The sequence below is a fragment of the Cryptosporangium arvum DSM 44712 genome (assembly GCF_000585375.1).
GTDB lineage: Bacteria > Actinomycetota > Actinomycetes > Mycobacteriales > Cryptosporangiaceae > Cryptosporangium > Cryptosporangium arvum.
Window position 1 is genome coordinate 2,241,724 of the sequence record NZ_KK073874.1, and the last position, 17,956, is coordinate 2,259,679.

The following is a 17,956-nucleotide window of genomic DNA, read 5'->3' on the forward strand; positions in this document are numbered from 1 at the left end:
ACCGTCCGCGTCGCCGAGAAAGTCTTCGGTTCGCCCTGAACCGGCTCTCGACGACGCACGTGTGAGAGTTGGGGTTCGTGCGACCCGATAAAGGATCACGGTCGGAGGCGTCAGTGCACATCGCTGTTCCCGCTCCGCGGCTACCCGGAGCGGCAGTACCGCCAAGTGGTCGGATGTTCGGTGGACCGGACGTCCGGCAACGCACTGCGTCAGGACCCAGGGACGGAGTGGCCAGCGGGCCCGGGCACGCCCAGCCGGTGAACGGCGCGGCGCGTGCCGACCGGGGGCCGTCCGGCCGCCAGCTGCCACCCGCCCAAGGTGAGGAGCTGATCCGGCAGATCTACGTGGAGCACGGCCGTGCGCTGCTGGCGTACGCGACCCGCCTCACCGGTGACGCCGCGGCGGCCGAGGACGTCGTCCAGGAGACGCTGGTCCGTGCCTGGAAGCACGGCGAAGCGCTTTCTGACGGATCCCGGTCAGTCCGGGGCTGGTTGCTCACGGTCGCGAGGAACATCGTCACCGACCGGGCCCGCGCCCGCCGGGCGCGACCTACCGAGGTCGCGGAGAACCCCGCGACCCCGCCGATGGAACGGGACCACTCCGACGGAGTGGTCGACACGATGGTGGTTCTCGATGGCCTGGGGACCCTCTCCGCCGAGCATCGGCGGGTACTGATCGAGGTTTATTACCGTGGACGGACGACCGCAGAGGCTGCCGAGGTGCTCGGTGTGCCCGCCGGCACCGTCAAGTCCCGGACGTACTACGCGCTGCGGGCATTACGTTCCGCGCTCGGAGATGTAGTGGGGGTGACACGATGACCGAGATGCAATGCCGCGAATTGGTCGGGGCGTACGCGGTAGGGGCACTCGAGCCACCAGAGGCGGCCCGCCTGGCCGACCATCTGCTGTCGTGCACCCGCTGCCGGCACGAACTCGACGAGGCCGAAGAAACCGCCGCGATCATGGCGGCCGTGCCGCCCGAGGCGTTCATCGACGAACCAGCCGACCCGAACGACGCGATCTTCATGCGGGCGCTGCACGACATCCGTCTGGAGGCGTTCGAGCAGTCCGGACCGCCGCCCCGCCAGGAGGCCGGGCCGCAGCTGCGGTCGGTGCCCGGCGGCCGGCAGGACAGCTTCCCCGGGTACTCCGGGCAGAAGGCACGCTCGCACCGGCGTCGGCCGCGCGCGGGAAGCGCCAGCCAGCAGCGGCGGACCCTCGCGTTCGCCGGTGCGGCGGCCGCGGCGGTGCTGGTGCTCGGCGGCGGTGTCCTGATCGGATCGGGCCTCGGTGACTCCGACGACGGAGGCACCAAGACCGCCCCGGTGGCCAAGCAGACCCAGGCGACGAGCCAGGCCGCGGATCCGGGGATCGGTTCGGCGAACCTCCCCGGCCTCGAGGGTGAGAACACCACCACCAAGGCGAAGCTCACGGTGGACGTCAGCTCGGCCGACACCGGGTACCTGAGCCTCAACCTGGACGGCAGCAACCTTCCCGCCGGCCAGGACGTCGAGATCGTCGTCTCGGACACGGTGAACAACGACACCGTCGTCGACACGGTGAAGGTCAGTGCGGCCGGTGTGCTGGACGAGACCAAGCCGGTGAAGATGGCGCCGACCGAGCTGACCACGGTCACGCTCCGGACCGCGGCCGGCGAGATCCTGGTGACCGCCAAGCGTTCCTAGACCGGGTAGCGACACTCCTCGGGTTGTGGGGATCGGTGGGGCGTCGCGACCCTTCAGTGAGCCCCGCATCGTTCTCGAAACGATGCGGGGCTCACTTGTTTCCAGGTTTGAACCACCGGAGGCCGGAAACCGTCTGGGAAGTATGAGCCGACCGCAGTCGACGTACCCCCACCAGCAGGCGGGTCGCCAGCCAGCCGATTCGTACCCGGACCGCTCGTACCCGGGCTACGGCTCCGACGACCAGGACCCCCCGAACCGCTATCCGGGCAACGACCGGGGCACCTCGAAGTCCTCGAAGTCCTCGAAGCGCAAAGCCATCATCGCCACCGTCGCCGTCGCCGTCGTGGGCGGTTCGCTCCTGGGGCTGGGTGGCGCCGAGTGGTGGAGCAGCCGTGATTCGGGGCCGAAGACCGCGCCGGCCCACTCGCTCGAGCAGATCGCCGACAAGGTCGGCTGTGAGCCGACGAGCGTCCGCAAGAGCAGCGACTTCTCGCAGGGCGTCTGCATGCTCGGCGAGACGCGCACGACGATCCTGACGTTCGAGTCGAACCAGAAGATGACGGACTGGATCGAGGCGGCCGAGGGGTACGGCGGCGCCTACCTGGTCGGCACGAAGTGGCTGGTGACCTCGAACAAGGCCGAGACGCTCGACCCGCTCGTCGACAAGCTCGGTGGCGGGCAGATCATGCTCGACTCCCACTACCAGGACTGATTCCGCTGGTCGGACTACCCGCGTCGCCCTGCTGGGGCGGCGCGGGTTCTTTCGTGTGCGGGCAGGTGCGGGGGAGACAAGCCCCGGAAAACCGAACGCGCGAGCCCCCGAGGGGTGCTCGCGTCGCGTCCAGAAATATGTAGTCGGCTCGTGCGGGCGTCAGCGGCCGCAGGAGCGGGTCCAGCGCCGGGCGCTGCGTGCGGCGCGCGCGGGGCGCGGGCCGAGCACCAGCGGGCGGGGACCGATCGCCGGGCGGACGGCCGGCAGCGTGGGTTGGGGCGCGGTCGCCTCGACCGAGAGGGGCTTGGGCAGCGTGCGGGACGGCGGGGCCGCGGACGGGAGCCAGGGTATGCCGGCGGGGGCGGCCGATTCGGTGGCTCTGGCGGCGCGGCGGTCGGCCCCCGCGCCCAGGCCACCGCGACGGCCGAGGCCACCGGGGCGGCGCGCGTTGCGGGCCCGGCCGAGCGTGCCACGCTGCGACGAGGTGATCCGGTTGAGCGTCGCGCGGCCGATCACGGTCAGCGGGCCGGTGGCCACGACCACCGCGGTGCCCGCGCCGTGGACGATGCGGCTACCCGCGTGCACCATCGAGCGGCGGTCGGCGACCGGCGTCCAGCCGCTGCCCACCGGGGCGACACACCGGGAGGACGCGAGCTCACCACCGGTCAGCGGCTCCTCGTCCACCCGCAGCTCGACGACGTCAAGCAGGCGCGCGTCGGCGGGGACCAGGTCGCCCTGGGCGAGCAGGACGATGTCACCGGGCACCAGGTCGACGGCGTGGACGCTCAGCACGCGGTCCGAGCGCAGGACACGGGCCATGAACTGCTCGCGGACCTCCTCGGTCTCGGCCTCGGCCTCGGAACGGCGGCCGAGCAGCGTGTCGACGAAGGCGCGCAGCCGGGGCCACCGCTCCTGGCTCAGCGCCGCGGGCTCCTCGGTGCCGGGCTCGACGACGTTGGGGCCGAGTGCGCCGCGCCGGCGTGCCGCCTCCTCCAGCGTGAGCCCGGTCAGCGGGTTGACGTCGAAGCGGCGGACGACCTCCTCGTGGGGGTAGGCCCACGGGTGAACCGACACCGGCCCGCGTGTCTCGGCGCTGGCCTTCACTGCTGGGCGCATGGCCGTCTCCTGTCCAAGCTTTCGGTTTGGGCACCTGGGTGACGCTGATCAACGACCCTGCGGCGGCTGACCTTAAGTTCGGCTTTGCGTTTCCTGTTTGGGAGGACGGCTCCTCTCGGGGGTTGGTTCAAAGCTCATGGGACTACGTTGACGATGTTTTGGAAGGGGCGGATGTGACGGGTGGGGCAAGGGCCACCCCGGCCTGGCCGCCACCGCCGCGACCGGGCACGATAGGGGTGCGATGACGCTCACCGAACTGCTTCCCTCCACGCCCGACCCCGACGAGATCTTCGAGGCTTTCGCCGGCTGGGCGGAGAAACAGGGCCTGACGCTCTACCCGCACCAGGAAGAAGCGCTCATCGAGATCGTCTCGGGCGCGAACGTCATCCTCTCCACGCCCACCGGGTCGGGGAAGAGCATGGTCGCCACCGGTGCGCACTTCGCGGCCCTGGCCACCGGCCGCCGCACGTACTACACGGCGCCGATCAAGGCGCTGGTGTCGGAGAAGTTCTTCGCGCTCTGCGACGTGTTCTCCCCGGCCCAGGTCGGGATGCTGACCGGCGACGCGTCGGTGAACGCCGACGCTCCGATCATCTGCTGCACGGCCGAGATCCTCGCCAACATCGCGCTGCGCGACGGCGCCGCGGCCGACGTCGGCCAGGTCGTGATGGACGAGTTCCACTTCTACGCCGAACCCGACCGCGGCTGGGCCTGGCAGGTGCCGCTGATCGAGCTGCCGCAGGCGCAGTTCCTGCTGATGTCCGCGACGCTCGGCGACGTCACCCGGTTCGTCGACGACCTCAGCCGGCGCACCGGACGCCAGACCGCGGTGGTGAGCAGCGCCGAGCGGCCGGTCCCGCTGTTCTACGAGTACGTCTCGACGCCGCTCCACGAGACCCTGACAGAACTGTTGGAAACCCGACAGGCGCCGATCTACGTGGTGCACTTCACACAGGCTGCGGCGCTCGAGCGGGCGCAGGCACTGATGAGCATCAACGTCTGCACGCGTGCGGAGAAGGACGCGATCGCGTCGGCGATCGGCAGTTTCCGGTTCAGCACCGGCTTCGGGAAGACGCTGTCGCGGCTGGTGAGGCACGGCATCGGCGTGCACCACGCGGGGATGCTGCCCAAGTACCGGCGGCTCGTCGAGACGCTCGCCCAGGCCGGGCTGTTGAAGGTGATCTGCGGTACCGACACGTTGGGCGTCGGCATCAACGTGCCGATCCGGACCGTTTTGTTCACCGGCCTGTCCAAATACGACGGGGTTAAGGTCCGGCTCCTGAAGGCCCGGGAGTTCCACCAGATCGCCGGGCGGGCCGGGCGGGCCGGGTACGACACCGTCGGCACGGTCGTCGTGCAGGCGCCGGAGCACGTGGTCGAGAACGAGCGTGCGCTGGCCAAGGCCGGCGACGACCCGAAGAAGCGGCGCAAGGTCGTGAAGAAGAAGCCGCCGGAGGGGTCGGTCGGGTACGGCAAGCCGACCTACGAGCGGCTGATCTCGGCCGAACCGGAGCCGCTGACCTCGTCGTTCACCGTGTCGCACGCGATGCTGCTCAACGTGATCGGGCGGCCGGGGGACGCGTTCGCCGCGATGCGCCACCTGCTCACCGACAACCACGAGGACGCGGCGGCGCAGCGCAAACACATCCGGCGGGCGATCGCCATCTACCGGGCGCTGCTCGCCGGCGGTGTGGTGGAGAAGCTCGACTCGCCCGACTCCGAGGGCCGCTCGGTGCGGCTCACGATCGACCTGCAGGACGACTTCGCGCTCAACCAGCCGCTGTCGCCACTCGCGCTGGCCGCGATCGAGCTGCTCGACCGCGAGTCGCCGTCGTACGCCTTGGACGTGGTGTCGGTGATCGAGTCGACGCTCGACAACCCGCGTCAGGTGCTCTCGGCCCAGCAGTTCAAGGCCCGCGGCGAGGCCGTCGCGCAGATGAAGGCCGACGGGCTGGAGTACGACGCGCGGATGGAGGCGCTGGAGGACGTCACCTACCCGAAGCCGCTGGTGGAGCTCCTCGGGCCGGCGTACGAGACCTACCGGCGCGGACATCCCTGGGTGGCCGACTACGAGCTGTCGCCGAAGTCGGTCGTGCGCGACATGTACGAGCGGGCGATGACGTTCACCGAGTACGTGTCGTTCTACTCGCTGGGGCGCTCGGAAGGGCTGGTGCTGCGGTACCTCGCCGACGCGTACCGGGCGATCCGGCAGACCGTGCCCGAAGAAGCACGCACCGAGGACCTCACCGACCTGATCGAGTGGCTCGGCGAACTCGTGCGCCAGGTCGACTCGTCGCTCATCGACGAGTGGGAGCGGCTGACGTCGCCGGGGGACGAGCTGGCCGAGGTGGCGCCGATCGAGTCCGCCCCGGTGGCCGTGACCCGCAACACGCGGGCGTTCCGGGTGCTGGTGCGCAACGCGTTGTTCCGGCGGGTGGAGCTGGCCGCGCTGCGCAACTGGTGGGAGCTCGGCGAACTGGACTCCGCGTCGGGGTGGGACACCGTGGCCTGGGAAGAGGCGATGACGCCGTACTTCGAGGAGTACGCGGGCATCGGCACGGGGCCGGATGCGCGGGGACCGGCGCTGTTGTCGATCTCGGAAGAGGCCGGGCTGTGGCTGGTGCGCCAGACGTTCGACGATCCGGCGGGGGACCGGGACTGGGGTATCTCGGCGACGGTGGATCTCTCGGCGTCGGACGAGGCCGGGGTCGCGGTGATCGAAGTGACGTCGGTGGGTCCGCTCACCGCGGAGTGAGGGGATTTCCGGCAGCCCGGCCGGTACACCTGCGGCTGCATGTTCTCCCGCCGACCGGCCGGGGTGGGAGGCCGCTCGTGGCGGAGTGAGGCTTTCCGGAGGCCGCTCGCCGCGGGGATGAGGTGAGCCGGTGTTCGTGGGGGCGCTTACCCGCGGGAGCCAGGCCGCCCGGGTGACCTGGCAGCTGCTCGTCGTGGGGTGAGGTAGCCCTGCAGGTGGCGGAAGACCGTGGCGCGGAGGATGTCGTCGGCCGGGACCTCGGTCAGGCGGCCGCCGGCCGGGTTGTAGACGAGCAGCGCGCCGGCGTCGTGGGCGACCACGAGCAGGTAGTGCGCCGGGTAGGTGTTGCCGACAAGTAACGGCACCGGGTACCCGGCGTCGACCGCGGCGAGGACGGCTCGGATGGCCGCGGACCGCTCGCGCGGCTTCGTGTCGTCGGTCCAGTGGAAGTCGTACCGGGTGCCGGTCTCGGCGGCCAGACCTCGCTGCATGCCCCACGGCGACGTACCGAGCGCCTCGGGCCAGACCGGGTTCGTGCGGCCGTGCAGGCGTCGCTGTTCCTCCCGGAACGCCTCCGGATCCCGGGTGATCTCGAGCGTGTAGATCGGGTCGGCGAGCGCACGGGCGACGACGATCGACGTCGTGCCGCAGGTGGTGCCGTCGGTCTGGGCGAACGGCTGCCCGGCGAACGTGACCGGGCCGCGCCGGGCGGGATCGACGACCGAGAGGTGCGCGCGGAGCCAGCCGGAGTCGCGCCCGCGGATCCGGCCGGCGAACGTCTCCACGGCGGCGACGGTGTGGCCGGCGGCCAATGCCTTCCACAGGTAGGCGCGCTCGAGCGGACTCCCGGCCCCGGCCAGCGTGCGCTCGAAGGCCGCACGTTCGTCGGGCGTGAGGGCGGCGCGGCGGCGGCTCGCGCGAAGCAGCTGCCAGGGCGGCAGGACCGCGAGATCGACCGGCTGTCGCGCGGCCAGATCTGCGGCTGGGTCGTTCGTGCCCGGAGTTGAGGCTGGGTCGCCCGCCTCGCGACCGAGAGCTGGGAGGCTGGGGTCCGGAGCTGGTTCGTTGGTGCTCGGATATCGGGCTCGGTGGCCCGCATCCCGACCGGTGGCCGGGTCGTCCGCACCCGGCCCTGCGGCCAGATCGCTCGCCACAGAGGCCCCCGCAGCCGAGGTTCCCGCAGCCGGGGTGCCTGCAGCCGGGGTGCCTGCCGCCGGGGTGCCTGCCGCCGGGGTGCCTGCAGCCGGGGTGCCTGCAGCCGGGGTGCCTGCAGCCGGGGTGCCTGCAGCCGGGGTGCCTGCAGCCGGGGTGCCTGCCGCCAGATCGCCCGCAGCCAGATCGCCCGCAGTCGGGGTGTCCGCGGCCGGGGTGCCCGCAGCCAGATCGCCTGCAGCCAGGCTGCCGGGGATCGGATGGTCAAGGGTCAGCCGGTCAGGGGTTGGGCCACTGCGAGTCGGGTCGCCAGGAGCCGGATCGTCAGGGTTCAGGCCGTCAGGGATCGGGCCGTCAGGGATCGGGCCGTCAGGGATAGGGCGATTACGGATCGGGACGTCCGGGTTTGGGCTGCTAGGGATCGGGCTGCCAGGGGGCGGCGCGAGCAGGGGTTCGGGGGCGGAGAGCGTCATCGCGTCGGCGGTGAGGGCGGATGCGCGGGTGCGGGCGGCGACGGCGTCGAGCTGGCTGGTCAGTGTGTCGACGGCGTCCTGACCGCGCCGGTACACCTCCAGCAGGCCGCCGATCAGCGGCCGGGCGGCGGCCGCCAGGTCGTCGAGCCGCCGGACGTCGGGCACCCGTACTCCGCGCCCGAACAGCTCGACGTGGGTGGCGTCGTGCCAGGCGGTGGTGAGCCGGGCTCGCAGCTCGCGGCGCTCGGCCCGGAGCTCGGCGCTGGTGGCGGCGTAGCGGGCGAGCGCGTCGGCCGCGTCGTCGAACGCCGGGTGTACGGATCCGACCAGGTGCGCGGTGGCGACGACGGTCTCGGCGGCGGCCGCGACGGCGCTTCCGCTCCACTCGGCCGGCCGTCCTGCGCCGGCGACCGGATCGGTGTCGACGCGCGCCCGCCGGAAGGCCCCGGCGAGATCGGCCAGCCGCACCGGATCGCCGCCGGGTGGCTCGGACACGGCGGCGATCACCGTGGCCAGCGTGCGTACCAGTGCCACCGGGCCGATTCGCCCGAGCCGCCCGAGCGAGGACCGCAGGCAGTGCAGGATCGCGCCGAGCTGGGCGTGGTCACGGACCGCCATGGCTACTCGGCCTCCCGGAACGCGGTGGCGCGGTCCGTGTCCCGCTGGTCGGGCGGGAGGAGCGGGTCGCAGAGCGTGCGGAGTACGTCCAGGTACAGCCCGAGCTCGGCATCCCGGCGCTGCAGGGTTCCGGCGGGTGCGGCGGTGCCGCTGCGCCAGTGCCGCCGGATCGCATCGAGCTCGTCGACGAGCGCGCTCGCGACCCGCCCGGCGTCGGCGAGCGTGCCGGGCGACTCGAGGAGCGCGGCGCGGTCCGCGGTCTTTTCCACCTCCTCATCGTGGCAGCCGTTCCGGCCCTCGCTCGCGTTGTCCACACCCCGATTCACGCGGGCGGTGCCAACCCGCCGGTCGGGGAGACGCGGGCGGCGGCGCGGCCGAAGTCGGCGGTGGAGAGCGTGCGTACCAGGGTGAGTGCGCGGTGGCGGGGGTCGCGGGCCGGGAGGCCGCCGTTGACCAGGTGGGTGCCGACGAGCGTCCCGCCGGCCCAGGTGCCGTCGGCGCGCAGCGCGACCCGCAGGACGCAGCCCACGCCGAGCGGTCCGGCCGTCGACAGCGTGCGGTAACCGGCGAAGTTGCCCAGGCTGTACGCGATCAGCCGCCCCCGGTAGAACTCCAGGCCCCGCAGCACGTGCGGGCTGTGCCCCACGACGAGGTCCGCGCCGGCGTCCACGACGGCGTGCGCGAACCGGATCGGGTCGCCGCGCCGTTCGCCGAGGAACGACTCCGGGCCGCGCCGGACGTGGGCCCGGTCGGCGCCCTCCGCACCGATGTGCATCTGGACGACGACGAGGTCGGCGCTCGCGGCGGCCCGGCGTACCAGGGCGGCCGCGGCCGGGACGTCGAGCACGCTGTTCGTCCACGCGTACGGTGAGAACCCGACCGTCGCCACCCGGATCCCGTGCACTGATCGGCGCGTGATCACACCGGCCGGCCCGGTGTGGTCGACGCCGTACCGGCGCAGCGCCGCGACAGTGTCGGTGAGCCCGGCGTCGCCGTAGTCACGGGCGTGGTTGTTCGCGACGTTCATCACCGTGAACCCCGCGCCACCGATCCAGCGCGCATACCCCGGCGGCACCCGGAACGCATAACAACTACGCGCCTTCGCCGCGCGCCCGACACCAGCCCCTGCAGGCCCCGCGGCCCCCGCGGGCCCCGCAGACCCTGCAGGCCCCGCAGACCCCGCCGAACGGCGCGCGCACTTCGTCGAAACGGTCCGGTCGGTGAGCGGGGACTCGAGGTTGCCGCTCACCACGTCACCGGTCAGCTCGCGGCGCACGTCGTCGAAGAACGTGCGGCCGCCGTTCGGCGGCAACTTCGGCGTCGACCCGAGGATCACGTCGCCGACGGCGGCGAAACGCACCGTCGGGGCCGGCGCCGCCGACGCCGCGGGCGGCACCATCCGGAGGAACGACGCGTCGGGCGATCCACCGCCGGGCCCGGTGGTGGTCACCGCGAGTACGCCGAGCACGGCGACGGGCAGGCCGAGCAGGAACCACCGGCCCCGGTATCCGGACGTCACAGCCGAACAATAAGGAACACCGGGCGCAGAACCGCTCGGCCGCGCCGGGTGTCGGCAACCCGTCCGGGGCCGATCGGGGCCGGACGTGGGGCTATACACTCCAGCGGCGGACGAATGGCAATCGGACAGGGGAGCGCGGACCACGATGAGCGGCTGGTCGAGCGACTCCGGTGGCGCGCACCCCGGTGGTGGCTCGCCGGGCGAGGGCGGCCCCACGCTCACCGAACCGCAGATCGTCGAAGGGCGGTCGATCCGCTTACCGGTCGGCACCGGTCCCGGTGTCCGCGTGCTCCTGCGCGAGCGGATCTCGAAGAACACCGGTCAGGCCACCGTGTTCACCGCCGAGTTGCTCGACCCGCTGCCCGAGGCGGGGGAGCCCGGCGACCCGGTCGCGATCCGGGTCGTGCTGGAGCGGCGCGGCCGGCCCGACGTCCTGCAGCGCATGCGCCGTGAGCAGCGCTACGCCACCGCGCTGCGGCACCCGTTCCTGCTGCCGGTGTTCGCGCAGGCCGAGATGCCGGAGTTCCGCCGCGAGTTCGACGGCACCTGCCTCGCGTTGGTGCAGGTCATGCCGCTCTGCGGGGAGGACCTGGAGGACCAGGTCGTCAAGTCCAACCCGCCGCGGCTGACCGCCGACCAGATCCTCTTCGACCTGGTCGGCATCGCGGACGCGCTGCACCACCTGCACACGCCGACCGGTCAGCGCGGGGTGCTGGTCCACCGCGACGTCAAACCGGCGAACATCCTGCGGTGGGATCGGCGCAGCGTCCTCGGGGACCTCGGGACGCTTCGCGACCCGCAGACCGGCAACCCCACCGGTGGGGTCGGGACGATCCCGTACATGCCGCCCGACGAGGGCACGAGCCCGACACCGGCCTGGGACATGTTCAGCTTCGGCGTGGTGCTCGCCGAGTTGCTGACGGCGCGCCGGCCCCATGACGTCGCCGAGAAGACGCCGCTGGCGTACCTGCAGGCGCACCTGCGGCACAGCCTGCGCCCCGACCTGGACGACCTGATCGAGGCGGAGGTCGGGCCGGAACGTGGCCGGGTGGTGGCCGGGCTCGTGCGGCGGTGCACCGACCCCGAGCCGCGTAACCGCCCGACCGCGGCCGCCGCCCGTGACGAGCTGCTGCCGCTGCTGACCCTCGACGAGCAGCTCCGCCTGCACGAGCTGGTCGCGTTCGACACGGTCGAGGCGCTGGACGTGATCGCGATCAGCGCGCTGCGGTTGTACGGCGACCAGCACCCGGTGACGCGATCGGCGGCCGAGCGGCTGGCGGCGACGCTCGTGGCGTCGGCCGCGGGGTTGATGGAGGAGGGGCGGCCCGGCCGGGCCAAGGACTATCTCGAGCGCGCCCGGCGGATCCAGGGTGCGCTGGCCGAGGGCGGCCCGACACCGGTCGAGCCCTCCACCGACGCACCGACCCGTCAGCAGCACTGGACCCGCACCCACTCCGACTACCCGGCAATAGCGGCCCCGGTGTCCGGCTCGGCCCCGGTCTCCGGAGCAGCCCCGGTCTCCGGCTCGGCCCCGGTCTCCTACCCGGTCTCCAGCCACCCGGTCTCCAGCCACCCCGTCTCCAGCCACCCCGTCTCCGGTAACCCCGTCTCCGGGCACCCGTCAGCCGGTGGAACCGCGGTCTACGGCGCTCCCTACGGCTACCCACCCCCCGGCCCGCCGGCTCCGCCGAAGAAAAAGAAGAAGCGCACCGCCCCGCTCCTCGCCGGCCTCGCGGTCCTGGTCGTGCTGGCCGTCGCCGGCGCCGGCATCTACCTCCTGAGACCCACCGGCGACGACGACCGGGACGTGGCCGCGCCCCGCGTCACCGCCACCCCGCTCGCCGTCGGGCCCTCCCCGGCGGTCCAGAACAAGTTCAGCGGCCACACCCAGTGGATCAACGCGGTCGCGTTCAGCCCCGACGGCACCCGGATCGCGTCCGGGAGCGGTGACAGCACGATCCGGCTCTGGAACGTCGAGGACCGCAGCCAGATCGGCGAGCCGCTCACCGGCCACACCGGCACCGTGTACCGCGTCGCGTTCAGCCCGAACAACCTGTTGGCCTCGGTCGGTGGCGACGGAGCGGTCCGGCTCTGGAACACCACCGCCGGGACGAAGGTCGGCGCCCTCACCGGCCACGCCGGTGACGCCTACGGGGTCGCGTTCTCGCCCGACGGCCGGACGATCGCCTCGTCCGGCGGCGACAAGACCGTCCGCCTCTGGGACGTCGCGAGCCAGAAGCAGATCGGGCGACCGATGACCGGTCACACCGACGAGGTGTACAGCGTCGCGTTCTCGCCCGACGGGAAGACGCTGGCCAGCAGCGGCGCCGACGACACGATCCGGCTCTGGGACGTCGCCACCCGCACTCCGATCGGCGACCCGCTGAAGCAGACCCCCGGTGACATCGACTCGATCGCGTTCAGCCCCGACGGCAGGTACGTCGCCGGCGGCGGTTCCGACAAGGTCGTCCGGATCTGGGACGTGGAGAAGCGGAGCGTGCACCAGGCGCTGCGCGGGCACACCGACAACATCTACAGCCTCGCGTACAGCCCCGACGGCCGCACCCTGGCCACCGCCGGCATCGACGACACCACCCGGCTGTGGGACCTGACGACCGGCAAGCAGATCGGGGCGCCGCTGAAGGGCACCGGCGACGTCGACGCGGTCACGTTCAGCCCGGACGGACGCCTCCTCGCCGACGGCGGCGACGAGAAGGTCGTCCGGCTCTGGGACCTCGACACGCGCCCCGTCCCGACCCCGAGCAACTGACGATGCCCCAGCCGACCGGTGGCACCTCGTGGCTCGAGGGCATCTCCGCGTTCCTCGTGCTCGTGTTCTTCGCGGCGTCGTGGTGGCGCGCACGCCGACGCCGGAACCGGCGCGACTAGCGCACCGCCGACAGCCCCCACTCGGTGTTGGCGTTCGTCGACTGCGAGCCCGCGAACCCCTCACCCGGGTTGAACACGTCCCGCCCGAAGTCGACGTCGTCGTCGTCGGCCGTGCCGCCGATCTGGTCGGCGCCCACACCCCACAGCATCGCGAAGTTGCCGCCCTGGTCCATCAGGTCCGCGGTGTCGTCGAACGCGGCGGTGTGCCAGCTGCCCAGGAAGTGTCCGATCTCGTGGGAGACCGCGTTCCCGATCGCCTGCCCCACGAACGCCACCCGGTTGCTCGAGCCGTTCAGGTAGGCCAGGAGCGACGGGTTCGACGTGTTCCGCGCCCCGCCGGGGTTGGAGATGTCGTCGAGCAGGACGAGCGCCGATTCCTCGGTGTCGAAGTTGCCGGGGTCGACCGACTGGGAGATGCCCACCGTAGAGAGCCCGGCCTCGTCGGAGCTGCCGCCGACGACCACCCGGCTGACGTTCGGTTCGCCCCACGGGTCGTGGTTGTCGCGGCTGTTGAGGATCCGGATCGCCGCCCGGCCGCCGAAGTCGTGTTCGAGGTTCTCGCGCACCGATCGGATCGTCGCGTCGATCGCCGCGTTCTCCTGGTCGCTCTTGAGGCCCCAGCGACCGAGGAACGCGCGGAACGGGGAGAGCGTGCGTACCCCGGTGCCGCCCCAGATCTTCGTGTTGACCTGGGCCCCGTCGAAGTCGAGGAAGATCGTCTGCACGGTGCTGGCGCCGCGCTTCTCCGGCCCGGGCCGGTAGACCTGCAGCGTGAGGTCGTAGCGACCGGCGCCGCTGCTGACCGCGATCGTGTGCGGCCCGGTGGCGTCGGCCACGTGCGCGAGCACCGAGTTGCCGCCGCCCGGCAGCGGGGAGGTCGGCGGGTAGATGCCGGACTGGTCCTGGCGCGAGGTGATCCGGAGGTGGTCCTCGGGGTCGCGGACCGAGAGCTCACGCGCCGAGCCGCTCACCGACGCGCCGAGCACGTCGCCCGCGCGCAGGTCGACCTGGTAGAAGTCCACGTCGTCGGCGTCCAGGCCGAACGTCACCGAGTAGGCGCCCTCGGCGCCGACGCCCTTGCCGCTGCCGGAGTCGAACGGGTCTTCCGGTACCGGCGAGTCGTAGGCGCCCACCGAGACGTAGTACTCGCCGTCGGACGGGATGTTGACCGCGAGCCGGCTGTCGAGCGTCTCGCCGTCGTCGTCGTTGAGCGCGATGGCCTTTCCGGCCTTGTTCCACAGGACGACGACCGAGTCGAGCTTCGGCTGTGTCGCGTCGTTGCTGGTGGGCGTATCGAGGTCGACGAGGAGCCGCTGGCCGGCCTTCGCGGTGGCGATGCGGTAGAAGTCGAAGTCGCCCTTCTTGTCGCCCTCGGAGCCGTGCGGTCCGTCGCCGATCCGGCCGGTGGTCGTCCGCCGCGTCTGCGAGCCGGGCAGCACGACGTTCGAGGCCAGCCGGATCGACCCGTTGTCCTCCTTGGGCGGGTCGAACTGCACGGCGGCCGGTCCCTCGGCGAGCGTGCCCACGATCCGGGCGGACGGCGTCCGGCCGTCGGCCGAGCCGAAGCGGGACAGCGTCTCGGCGGTGCCGATCTTGTCGTTGCCGCCGAGCGTCCGGGACGGCTCCTGCTCGTCGACGAACACCGGTTCGACGTCGCGGGTCGCGAGACCGCGCGGATCGCCCGTGCCCACTTTCCGGGACACCGTGCGCTGCTGACCGTCCGCGGCCATCTTCTTCCGCCAGTACGCCCAGTCGACCTTGTTCGGCTCCGGCACCAGCCCCAGGTACGGGTTGACGGCACCGGCCGCTACCGCCTTCTTCTTGGCGACGTCGGGCAGGCCCAGCTGCCGGGTGGCGTCCGGTGCGGCGGGGTGAGGGGCGGGGTCCGGTGCCGCCGCGGTCGGGCCGCCGAAGAGCAGCAGCCCGGCTACCGCACCTGCGGCGCCGACAGCGGTCAGTATCGGACGATGTCTCATGTCCCGGCCCCCCTGGTATCCGACAAAAGGAACATAACGTATTAAGCATCACTGAAACCTCTTACCCCGTGGCATCGGCGGTTGGGGCGCGAAACGGGTTCCGATTCCTCGGCGTATGGCCGAGGGAGGCGGTGACCGGCTGCACTGGGGTGGCAGACTGCTGCGGAACGGCCCATCGCTCTGTCCAGTGGAGACGCCGATGAACGAGGCAGACGCGACCGATCGGCCGAACCCGGCCGGGATCTACGACTACATCCTGGGCGGGACCGCGAACTCCGCCGTCGATCGGGCCGCTGCGGACCGGGCGCTGAAGGTGTTACCGGAGCTGGGGGAGTCGGCCTGGGCCAACCGCGGCTTCCTGCAGCGCGCGGTCGCGCGGATGGCCGACGAGTGGGGCGTCCGTCAGTTCCTCGACCTCGGGGCCGGGTTACCGACCCAGCGCAGCACCCACGAGGTGCTCGCCGAGCACTGCCCCGACGGTCGCGTCGTCTACGTCGACCGGGATCCGCTGGCGGTCGAGCGGGGCGACGTCCTGCTCCGCGGCATCGCGGGCGCCACGATGGTGCGGGCCGACATCCGGGACGTCGAGCAGGTGCTGTCCGCGCCGCGCACCCGCGAGCTGGTCGACCTCGAGCTTCCGGTCGGGATCCTGCTGGTCGCCGTCACCCAGTTCCTGCCCGACGAGGACGACCCGTGGGCGCTGGTACGTCGTTACGTCGAGGCCGTTCCGCCCGGTTCGTACGTGGCCATCTCCGCACCCACCAGCGACAAGCAGTCCGAGCGGGTGGTCGGCAACGTCCGGTCGGAGATGGCCAGGGCCGGCGCGCGTGCCGTGTCCCGTTCGCGGGCGGAGTTCACCCGTTTCTTCGAGGGCCTCGAGATCGTGCCGCCGTACCCGGGTGCCGAGCCGGTCGTCGTCCACGTCGGCCAGTGGGGAGCCGAGGATCCCGAGGTCGCGGACGACGACGGGTCGCGATGGTTCTATGCCGCCGTTGCGCGCAAGCCGTGAGGAGAGCGCTAACGTTGTTCCATGACCCCGCCGCGGAAGCCGACGCTGGAAGAGCTGCGTGTCGACGTCGATGCGCAGAGCTGGCAGCGGTCCGGCACCGGGCGCGGGGTCATCGAGGTCGCATTCGTCGATGCCCTCGAGGAGCGTTGGGTGTTGATGCGGGTCGCCGGGGACCCGGACGGGCGAGTGCTGGTCTACAGCCGCTTCGAGTGGGAGTGCTTCGTCGACGGCGTCCGTAAGGGCGAATTCGACGACGCCGTGTGAGACCCCCGGTGAGCGCGCGATGCTGACCAGTGGAGGAACGCCAGTGACCACCCTGTACGGCCCCACCGTCGCGAAAAGACGGTTGGCGCGCCGGCTGGTCGAGCTACGGGTGGAGAACAAGTACACCGCCAACCAGGTGTGCGACAAGCTCAACTGGGGGCGCGGCAAGGTCGGGCGGTTCGAGGCGAACGTCTGGAAGCGCCCGGAGATGAGCGACGTCCGGGACCTGCTGCGGATCTACGGCGTCCCCGACGCCGAGCGCGAGGAACTCGAGGCGCTCGCGATGCGGGCCCGCGACCGGGCCTGGTGGCGGGAGTACGGCGACGTCTTCGCCGACGACGAGTACGCCGGGTTCGAGTCCGACGCGCGGTGCGTCTCGCTGTACATGCCGCTGATCCTGCCCGGTCTGCTGCAGACGTCGGCCTACACCGAGGCCCACATGAACGTCGGCACGAAGTCCGAACAGTGGCGCGCCCGTGCCTTGGAGGCCCGTCAGCGCCGTCAGCGGGTGCTCGACGACGTCGACGTCGAGCTGGTGGCGGTGCTCACCGAGGCCTCACTGCTCTACCACTGGGGTACGCCGGAGGAGCGCCGCACGCAGATCAGGCATCTGGTCGCGATGAGCCTGCGGCCGAACGTCGAGATCCGGCTGTTGCGTTTCTCCGATGGACCGCACCCGGGCATGAGCAGCCTGATCAGCATCTTCGACTTCCCGGGCGACGAGCCGGGCATCGCCTTCCTGGAGAACGACGCGGCTGTGCAGCAGCTGGACTCCCGGGCCGAGGTGGAGACCTACAAGCGGATCTTCGCCGACATCCGCGCGGCCGCGCTGGAGCCGATGGCCACGACGGTGGCGTTGAAGCAGCTCTCCGACTCGTTGCCGTAAGACAGATCGGCGGGAGTTCCGGGCCGGCCGCCCCCCGGCTCGCCCGGAACTCCCGCCGATCGGTTCAGAGGCGCGCCACGCCGCCCAGCAGGGTGGACGCCGGTGCGTCGGCGTCCGGGGCGCGCCACCGGTTCACCGGGACGATGCCCGGGTCGACCAGCTCGAGTCCGCTGACCGCGGCGGTGAGCGTCTCCTCCGAGCGCAGCACCAGCGGCGTCAGCGTGCAGTCGTAGACCAGCCGGGTGATCCGTTCGGTCGTGGTGGGCGCCTCGCTCGCCGCGGCGTGCGAGAACGCCAGCAGGCTCCCCCGGGGGGCCGCGCGACGCAGCGGCCCGAGGACGCGGTCGAGCTCGCCCGGCACGAAGTGCAGCACCGCGAGGCAGAGGATCGCGACCGGCCGGTCGAAGTCGATCAGGCGCCGGGTGACCGGGTGCTCGAGGACGCCGATCGCGTCACGCAGGTCGGCGTGGATGGCCCCGACCCGCCCGGACACCCCCGTGGCCCGGGCGGTCGAGCCGACCTGGGCGGTGACGCCCGGATCGATGTCCACCGCGACGACCCGGCTCGTCGCGTCGCCGGCACAGGCCACCTCCGGTACCCCGCCCGGCGAGGCGTAGCCGGAGCCGAGGTCGAGGAACTGTGTGACGCCCTGCCCGACGGCGTACTCGACGACCCGCCGCAGGAAAGCGCGGTTCTGCTGGGCCGCTGTGACGACCTCGGGGACCGCGTCGAGCAGTGCGTCGGCGGCTTCCCGGTCGGCCGCGAGATGGTTGCGACCGCCCAGGTAATAGTCGTACATCCGGGCCGCACTGGGCCGGAAGCTGTCGACCTCGACCGGCGTGCGCGACCGAGGTGCGTGAAGCATGGACGTCATCCGCCTGACTCCTCCGACCGCGCGACTCC

Annotated in this window: 14 protein-coding genes; 8 read left to right on the top strand and 6 right to left on the bottom strand. The window is 72.0% G+C overall.

The window, feature by feature from the left end; all coding sequences use genetic code 11:
- The first annotated feature begins 302 nt into the window (after nt 1-302).
- The 3 genes from CRYAR_RS10420 (at nt 303) to CRYAR_RS42935 (ending at nt 2,396) form a co-directional block, all read left to right on the top strand.
- A complete protein-coding gene (locus tag CRYAR_RS10420; RefSeq protein WP_035861672.1) occupies nt 303-818 on the top strand; it encodes a sigma-70 family RNA polymerase sigma factor in 516 nt (171 codons plus the stop codon).
- Nucleotides 815-1,684 carry an anti-sigma factor family protein gene (locus CRYAR_RS42930; RefSeq protein ID WP_051570001.1) on the top strand — a complete coding sequence of 290 codons (870 nt, stop codon included), beginning with the start codon at nt 815-817 and terminating at the stop codon, nt 1,682-1,684. The genes CRYAR_RS10420 and CRYAR_RS42930 overlap by 4 nt, the downstream gene beginning before the upstream one ends.
- A gap of 142 nt (nt 1,685-1,826) precedes the next feature.
- Nucleotides 1,827-2,396: a hypothetical protein gene (locus CRYAR_RS42935; protein ID WP_051570002.1), complete on the top strand. Its 570-nt coding sequence runs from the start codon at nt 1,827-1,829 to the stop codon at nt 2,394-2,396.
- Between the two features lie 159 nt (nt 2,397-2,555).
- Here CRYAR_RS42935 and CRYAR_RS10435 read toward each other — a convergent pair whose 3' ends face one another.
- A complete protein-coding gene (locus tag CRYAR_RS10435; protein WP_084700322.1) occupies nt 2,556-3,512 on the bottom strand; it encodes a P-type ATPase actuator domain-containing protein in 957 nt (318 codons plus the stop codon).
- A 241-nt stretch (nt 3,513-3,753) separates the two neighbouring features.
- Here CRYAR_RS10435 and CRYAR_RS10440 point away from each other — a divergent pair, with 241 nt between their 5' ends.
- A complete protein-coding gene (locus tag CRYAR_RS10440) occupies nt 3,754-6,267 on the top strand; it encodes a DEAD/DEAH box helicase (protein ID WP_035850181.1) in 2,514 nt (837 codons plus the stop codon).
- A gap of 146 nt (nt 6,268-6,413) precedes the next feature.
- On the opposite strand, the gene CRYAR_RS46935 is transcribed toward CRYAR_RS10440, so the two are convergent.
- The 3 genes from CRYAR_RS46935 to CRYAR_RS10455 are packed head-to-tail and all read right to left on the bottom strand — an operon-like array spanning nt 6,414 to nt 10,029.
- Complete coding sequence (locus CRYAR_RS46935; protein ID WP_051570003.1) at nt 6,414-8,510, bottom strand: hypothetical protein; 2,097 nt, start codon at nt 8,508-8,510, stop codon at nt 6,414-6,416.
- 2 nt (nt 8,511-8,512) lie between these two features.
- Nucleotides 8,513-8,779, bottom strand: coding sequence for a hypothetical protein (locus CRYAR_RS10450; RefSeq protein ID WP_157017570.1), 267 nt, complete (start codon nt 8,777-8,779; stop codon nt 8,513-8,515).
- 53 nt (nt 8,780-8,832) lie between these two features.
- Complete coding sequence (locus tag CRYAR_RS10455) at nt 8,833-10,029, bottom strand: CapA family protein (RefSeq protein ID WP_051570004.1); 1,197 nt, start codon at nt 10,027-10,029, stop codon at nt 8,833-8,835.
- Nucleotides 10,030-10,174: 145 nt separating this feature from the next.
- On the opposite strand from CRYAR_RS10455, the gene CRYAR_RS42945 reads away from it, so the two are divergent.
- Nucleotides 10,175-12,799, top strand: coding sequence for a WD40 repeat domain-containing serine/threonine protein kinase (locus CRYAR_RS42945; protein ID WP_051570005.1), 2,625 nt, complete (start codon nt 10,175-10,177; stop codon nt 12,797-12,799).
- A 115-nt stretch (nt 12,800-12,914) separates the two neighbouring features.
- Here CRYAR_RS42945 and CRYAR_RS10465 read toward each other — a convergent pair whose 3' ends face one another.
- A complete protein-coding gene (locus CRYAR_RS10465; RefSeq protein ID WP_035850184.1) occupies nt 12,915-14,894 on the bottom strand; it encodes a hypothetical protein in 1,980 nt (659 codons plus the stop codon).
- Between the two features lie 199 nt (nt 14,895-15,093).
- Here CRYAR_RS10465 and CRYAR_RS10470 point away from each other — a divergent pair, with 199 nt between their 5' ends.
- Genes CRYAR_RS10470 through CRYAR_RS10480 form a run of 3 tightly spaced genes read left to right on the top strand, consistent with a single transcriptional unit; the run spans nt 15,094 to nt 17,053 of the window.
- Nucleotides 15,094-15,903 carry an SAM-dependent methyltransferase gene (locus CRYAR_RS10470; RefSeq protein WP_063725889.1) on the top strand — a complete coding sequence of 270 codons (810 nt, stop codon included), beginning with the start codon at nt 15,094-15,096 and terminating at the stop codon, nt 15,901-15,903.
- A gap of 21 nt (nt 15,904-15,924) precedes the next feature.
- Nucleotides 15,925-16,167, top strand: a complete 243-nt coding sequence (locus CRYAR_RS10475) for a DUF397 domain-containing protein (protein WP_051570006.1) — start codon at nt 15,925-15,927, stop codon at nt 16,165-16,167.
- Between the two features lie 43 nt (nt 16,168-16,210).
- On the top strand, nt 16,211-17,053 hold the full coding sequence (locus CRYAR_RS10480) for a helix-turn-helix domain-containing protein (RefSeq protein ID WP_169745016.1): 843 nt from the start codon (nt 16,211-16,213) through the stop codon (nt 17,051-17,053).
- A gap of 64 nt (nt 17,054-17,117) precedes the next feature.
- On the opposite strand, the gene CRYAR_RS10485 is transcribed toward CRYAR_RS10480, so the two are convergent.
- A complete protein-coding gene (locus CRYAR_RS10485; protein ID WP_084700330.1) occupies nt 17,118-17,927 on the bottom strand; it encodes an SAM-dependent methyltransferase in 810 nt (269 codons plus the stop codon).
- Between the last annotated feature and the right edge of the window lie 29 nt (nt 17,928-17,956).

What these genes read in the sequence shown, in the direction of transcription:
- CRYAR_RS10440 (WP_035850181.1), top strand. Translation starts at nt 3,754, where the DNA reads ATGACGCTCACCGAACTGCTTCCCTCCACGCCCGACCCCGACGAGATC.
- CRYAR_RS10435 (WP_084700322.1), bottom strand. Translation starts at nt 3,512, where the DNA reads ATGCGCCCAGCAGTGAAGGCCAGCGCCGAGACACGCGGGCCGGTGTCG.
- CRYAR_RS46935 (WP_051570003.1), bottom strand. Translation starts at nt 8,510, where the DNA reads ATGGCGGTCCGTGACCACGCCCAGCTCGGCGCGATCCTGCACTGCCTG.
- CRYAR_RS10465 (WP_035850184.1), bottom strand. Translation starts at nt 14,894, where the DNA reads ATGAGACATCGTCCGATACTGACCGCTGTCGGCGCCGCAGGTGCGGTA.
- CRYAR_RS42935 (WP_051570002.1), top strand. Translation starts at nt 1,827, where the DNA reads ATGAGCCGACCGCAGTCGACGTACCCCCACCAGCAGGCGGGTCGCCAG.
- CRYAR_RS10475 (WP_051570006.1), top strand. Translation starts at nt 15,925, where the DNA reads ATGACCCCGCCGCGGAAGCCGACGCTGGAAGAGCTGCGTGTCGACGTC.
- CRYAR_RS10485 (WP_084700330.1), bottom strand. Translation starts at nt 17,927, where the DNA reads ATGACGTCCATGCTTCACGCACCTCGGTCGCGCACGCCGGTCGAGGTC.
- CRYAR_RS42930 (WP_051570001.1), top strand. Translation starts at nt 815, where the DNA reads ATGACCGAGATGCAATGCCGCGAATTGGTCGGGGCGTACGCGGTAGGG.
- CRYAR_RS10470 (WP_063725889.1), top strand. Translation starts at nt 15,094, where the DNA reads ATGAACGAGGCAGACGCGACCGATCGGCCGAACCCGGCCGGGATCTAC.
- CRYAR_RS42945 (WP_051570005.1), top strand. Translation starts at nt 10,175, where the DNA reads ATGAGCGGCTGGTCGAGCGACTCCGGTGGCGCGCACCCCGGTGGTGGC.